The 5,087-nt window shown below is 75.5% G+C and carries 6 protein-coding genes; 1 reads left to right on the top strand and 5 read right to left on the bottom strand.

Annotation, left to right across the window (positions count from 1 at the left end):
- Window positions 1-20: 20 nt before the first annotated feature.
- The 3 genes from GSF22_RS30380 to trpC form a co-directional block, all read right to left on the bottom strand.
- Window positions 21-1,220, bottom strand: a complete 1,200-nt coding sequence (locus GSF22_RS30380) for an FAD-dependent oxidoreductase (protein ID WP_208817345.1) — start codon at window positions 1,218-1,220, stop codon at window positions 21-23.
- 17 nt (window positions 1,221-1,237) lie between these two features.
- A complete protein-coding gene (gene lgt / locus GSF22_RS30375; protein WP_208817344.1) occupies window positions 1,238-2,452 on the bottom strand; it encodes a prolipoprotein diacylglyceryl transferase in 1,215 nt (404 codons plus the stop codon).
- 170 nt (window positions 2,453-2,622) lie between these two features.
- The gene (trpC, locus tag GSF22_RS30370) at window positions 2,623-3,426 is read right to left on the bottom strand and encodes an indole-3-glycerol phosphate synthase TrpC (RefSeq protein ID WP_208817347.1); all 804 of its coding nucleotides are present in this window, start codon (window positions 3,424-3,426) and stop codon (window positions 2,623-2,625) included.
- A gap of 468 nt (window positions 3,427-3,894) precedes the next feature.
- On the opposite strand from trpC, the gene GSF22_RS30365 reads away from it, so the two are divergent.
- Window positions 3,895-4,164, top strand: a complete 270-nt coding sequence (locus tag GSF22_RS30365) for a hypothetical protein (RefSeq protein WP_244454413.1) — start codon at window positions 3,895-3,897, stop codon at window positions 4,162-4,164.
- Between the two features lie 14 nt (window positions 4,165-4,178).
- Here GSF22_RS30365 and GSF22_RS30360 read toward each other — a convergent pair whose 3' ends face one another.
- Together GSF22_RS30360 and hisI are read right to left on the bottom strand one after the other, a co-directional pair.
- The gene (locus GSF22_RS30360) at window positions 4,179-4,757 is read right to left on the bottom strand and encodes a Trp biosynthesis-associated membrane protein (protein WP_307804461.1); all 579 of its coding nucleotides are present in this window, start codon (window positions 4,755-4,757) and stop codon (window positions 4,179-4,181) included.
- Window positions 4,754-5,087 (bottom strand): phosphoribosyl-AMP cyclohydrolase (gene hisI / locus GSF22_RS30355; RefSeq protein ID WP_208817343.1); only part of this gene is annotated, 334 nt, incomplete at its 5' end. The genes hisI and GSF22_RS30360, both read right to left, overlap by 4 nt.

Genomic DNA, 5,087 nt, shown 5'->3' with positions numbered 1-5,087 from the left:
GGGTCTCGGTGGCCGACGGGTCAGCTGGGGGGTCGCCACTGGGCGGCGGTGGTGGCGGCGCTGCCCATCAACCGGGGGCTGATCGTGCCGAGCGCGGCGTCCCGGGCCCGCAACGCCAACCGCCCCCGGGTCTGGAGCACCGCCGACATCCGGCGGGTCTGCCGGACCACGGTCACCGCGCGCGGCCGGCGCAGCCGGCTGTACGTCTCCACCGCCGCACGGAGCGGCTCACCCGGTACGGCGTCGGCGGCGAGGGACTGCAACGTGGCCGCGTCCTCGAAGGCCAGGCAGGCGCCCTGCCCGAGGTGTGGCGGCATGGCGTGGGCCGCGTCACCGAGGAGCACCACCCCGCCCGGCCCGACCGGGAAGCCGTACGCGCGGGGCAACGGGCGCAGCTCCCGGACCTCCTGCTGGACCAGGTCCTCCGGTTCGGTGGCGGCCAGCAGTTCCCCGATCGGGGCCGGCCAGTCGGCGTACCACCGGCGCAGCAGGGCGAGCTGGGTCTCCGGCGGCTCCGGGCGGGGCGCGCCGGCGGCGGTCGCCACCCAGTAGACGCCGCCCCGGCTCGATCCGCCGGAGGAGCCCCGCTCGCCGAGCGAGGCGGCCACGAACCGGTACCCGGCCCCCAGGGTCTCCCCGCCGACCGTGGTGTCCCGCACCGGCCGGGGTACCCGGTACCAGGGGATCACCGCCCGCCAGGCGGCACAGCCGGAACTGACCACGGTCGCCTCCGGGGCGAGCCGGGAGCGCACCACGCTGTCCGTACCGTCGGCGGCCACCACCAGGTCCGCCGGGAAGGTCGACCGGCCGTCGCCGACCGCCGGCCGGTCCCCCGGGTCGACGGTGACGGTGCGTACCCGGATGCCGGTCCGCAGCTCGACCCGGTCACCGAGCCCGGCGATCAGGGCGTCGTGCAGATCCTCGCGGTGCACCACGACCGGGGCGCGTTCCGGGGCGACCGGTCGGGGTTGCACCAGCCAGTGCCCGTCGGGGCGGCGGATGCCGCCATCGGGTAGCGGGGTGGCGATGGCGTCCAGCCCGGCGCCGAGCCCGAGGGCCCGCAGGGCGCGTACCCCGTTGGGCCAGAGCACCACGGCGGTGCGCTCGACCGGCACCCGGTCGGCGCTCTCCAGGACCGTCACCTGCCAGCCCGACCGGGCCAGCGCCCCGGCCGCCGCCAGGCCACCGATACCTGCGCCGACCACCACCGCGGTACGCATCGGTGCGGCTCCTCCGCTCAGCTGTCTCGATCGGTGACGCGGGGCGTACCCGCCCCGGCCGCGTCGGCCCGCTCCGGGTCCGCGTCGGCGTCGACCTCGGTGTCGGACCGGCCCGCGCCCGCATCGGCGTCGGCAGGTCCGGTCTCGGCCCGGTCGCCGGTCGCCACCGTCACGGCCCGGTCGGCGTCGCCGGTCGACGCCGGGTCCTGCGCCGCGTCGGGTACCACGCCGGTGGCCTGGTACGCCCGGAACTGCTCCTCGTCGACCACCCGGTAGCCCTCCGGGGCCGCCGACGCCGGACCGGTGGCCCGCTCGGAGAGGTCGACCTGGGAGACGTCACCGGCCGGCATCTCCACCGCCGGGGTGGCCCCGATCGGCACCAGGTAGTCACGCGGACCACGCACCCGCAGGAAGTAGATCAGCGCGCCGAGGAAGACCAGACCGGCGGTCCAGACGTTGAGCCGTACCCCGAGGATCCGGTTCGCCTCGTCGGTACGCATCAGCTCGATCCAGAACCGCCCGGCGGTGTACCCCATCACGTAGAGCGCGAACGCCCGGCCCTTGCCGAGCTTGGCGCGCCGGTCCACGGCGAACACCAGCAGCGCGACGCCGACGTTCCACAGCGCCTCGTAGGCGAAGGTGGGGTGGTAGAGGCCGGGCAGCAGGATGGGCTCGCCGCCACCGTCCCGGAGCGCCCGACCGGGGTTGTCCGGGTCCATCTGATGGACCTCCAGCCCCCAGGGCAGGGTGGTCCGGCCGCCGTACAGCTCGTTGTTGAACCAGTTGCCCAGCCGGCCCACCGCCTGCGCGAGCGGCAGGCCGGGGGCGAGTGCGTCAGCGACCACGCTGAACGGGATACCGAGTTGGCGGGCGGCGAACCAGGCGCCGACCGCCCCACCGGCGACCGCACCCCAGATGCCGAGGCCACCCTCCCAGACGTAGAACGCCCGCACCGGGTCGCCGCCGGCACCGAAGTACGCCTCGGGTGAGGTGACGACGTGGTAGATCCGCGCCCCGATGATGCCGGCCGGCACCGCGTAGACGGCGATGTCGAGCACCGCGCCGGGGGCGACCCCACGGCGGCGCAGCCGCGACTCGGTGACCAGACAGGCGATCACGATGCCGGCGATGATGCAGAGCGCGTACGCCCGGATCGGCACCGGGCCGAGTTGCCAGACCGCCGTGCTGGGACTGGGCAGGGCCGCCTGGGGGGTGAGCGAGACGAGGGTCACGGGTGCACACGCTACCGCTGTGCCCGCCACCGGCGGCACCCCGGTCGGGCAACGCCGGGCGGGTGCCGGGTCCCCGCCCGCCGGGTGGACCGGCGGGCGGGGCGGGTCGGCGGACCGGTCGAGGCGTGGCCGGTCCGGTCAGCGGACCGGGCGGAAGCTGACCGGGCGGGTCAGCGGACCGGGCGGGGCGTGGCCGGGTGGTTGCCGGCGTTGACCAGCTCGGCCACCGCCTCGCGGGGGCTCTTCTGGGTGACCAGGCCCTCCCCGACCAGCACCGCGTCGGCGCCGGCCGAGGCGTACCGGATCAGGTCGTGCGGACCCCGGACCCCGGACTCGGCGATCTTGACCACGCTGCTCGGCAGCCCGGGTGCGATCCGCTCGAAGACCGAACGGTCCACCTCCAGGGTCCGCAGGTTACGGGCGTTGACCCCGATCACCTGGGCGCCCGCCTCCAGGGCACGGTCCGCCTCCTCCTCGTCGTGCACCTCGACGAGCGCGGTCATGCCCAGCGACTCGATCCGCTCCAGGAGCCCCACCAGGGCGTTCTGCTCCAGCGCGGCGACGATCAGCAGCACCAGGTCCGCGCCGTGCGCCCGGGCCTCGTGCACCTGGTAGCTGGAGACCACGAAGTCCTTGCGCAGCACCGGGATGTTGACCGCTGCCCGCACGGCCGCCAGGTCGTCGAGCGAACCACCGAACCAGCGTCCCTCGGTGAGCACGCTGATCGCGCGGGCACCACCGGCGGCGTAGTCGCCGGCCAGGTCGGCCGGATCGGCGATCTCCGCCAGCTTGCCCTTGGACGGCGAGGAGCGCTTGACCTCGGCGATCACCGCAACCCCGGGGCGACGCAGCGCTGCGTACGCGTCGAGCGGTGGGGGCGCGGCCGCAGCCAGCTCCCGGATCCGCTCCAGGGGTACCAACTCCTGCCGACGCGCCACGTCCTCGCGGACGCCGGCCAGGATCTCGTCGAGCACGCTTCCGGACGATGCCGGACCGGCTTCGTCACCCTCCGCGTGCGCATGCTCAGCAGTCACCAACGGACTCCCCTCTCCGGGTGTCATGGGGCGATGCTAGGGGGCGCCACCTGGCCACGGGCGCCGGGGGTATGGCGTGCCTCACCAGGTGGGGTGCGGCATAATGGCCGACTTCCGGTGAGCGTGGTATCACGGACTGCCACCATAGGCATCGACGGTTACCACATAATGCCATCCCCGGGGCCGGTTGCCGGAATCGCACCGGTGCCGGATGCGCACCGCCCGCGCAGCGCCGGCCGGCCCCCCGCCACGGACGGGCCGACCCCGCCTCCGGCGGGCCGCTCGCCGCCGGCCCGTACCGAGGGCTTGACCAGCCGGTCACCGGCCGGAAACACCGCACCGGCAGGCTCAGGTGCGGCAGACTCGTGAGGTGCCTGCCGCCGGCTGGAACGATCGTGTGGGGTGACCATGAACACTGGCGAACCGGGTCTGACCACCCTCTCCCGGACCGTCGTCGCGTTGGCCCGCGACGCGGTGCACACCGTCGAACGGGTCGTGTCGGGGGACGGCCCCCGCCGGACCGCCCGGGGGAACGCCTGGGAGGCCGTCTGCGCCGACCGGGCCCGGGCCGAGCGGCAGGCCGAGCTGCGCCGACTGGCGGCCACGCTGGCCGGCCCGGCACCGCACCGGGAACCCCCGGTCCCGGTCGGCCCCACGTCCGGCGCCCGGATCGGCTGAACCTGCCGGAGCGGTCAACCCACCGTCGGGTCCTCGCCCCGGTCCAGCGCGTCCCACGCCTGCGTGGTCCCGGGGCGGTCGCCGGCCGGTCGACCGGTACCGGCCACCGGGGCGTCCGGCCGCTCCCGGCGCTCGTACCGGGCGCCCATCACCGGCCACCGGTTGCCCGACCGCACGGTCCACACCCCGCCGACCGCGACCAGTACCCCGCCGAGCAGGCAGAAGGCCGGCCACTGGTGACTGACCGCGCCGGCCGGCGGGGAGACCAGCCCGCTGCCACCGCCGACCACCAGCAGCACCCCGACGAGCAGCAGCAGCACCCCGACCAACCGGCGGGACAGCCCCCGGGTGGCCAGGACCGCGCCCGCCCCGGCGAGACCCACCACCGCGAGCGCGGACACCCAGGGCAGCAGCGCCGCACCCGTCCGGGCCTGACGGATCGCCGGCAGCGGCGCCGGCCGGTCGACCAGCTCCACCACCCAGGTCCGGGTGGTGGCGAAGAGCGCCAGGCCGGCCCCGGCCAGGCAGAGCAGGACGGCGTACGCCAACTGCCGCCGGCCGGGGTCGGGCCGGTCCCCGTCCGGACCGGTCACCGGGATGCGCCGTGATCGGTTCCGGTCACCGGCAGCTCCTCGAAGAAGCAGCTACGGTGCCCGGTGTGGCAGGCCGGGCCGACCTGGTCCACGCTGACCAGCAGGGCGTCCCCGTCGCAGTCGATGGCGACCGAGCGGACGTACTGGTGGTGGCCGGAGGTGGCGCCCTTGACCCAGTACTCGCGGCGGCTGCGGGACCAGTAGGTGGCGCGACCGGTGGTGAGGGTGCGGTGCAGCGCCTCGTCGTCCATCCAGGCGACCATCAGCACCTCGCCCGAGTCGTGTTGCCGGACCACCGCGGCGACCAGCCCGTCGGGGGTACGCCGCAAC

It is taken from the genome of Micromonospora echinofusca (genome assembly GCF_017614955.1).
Taxonomy (GTDB): domain Bacteria; phylum Actinomycetota; class Actinomycetes; order Mycobacteriales; family Micromonosporaceae; genus Micromonospora; species Micromonospora echinofusca_A.
This window is presented reverse-complemented; position numbering and strand designations above follow the sequence as displayed.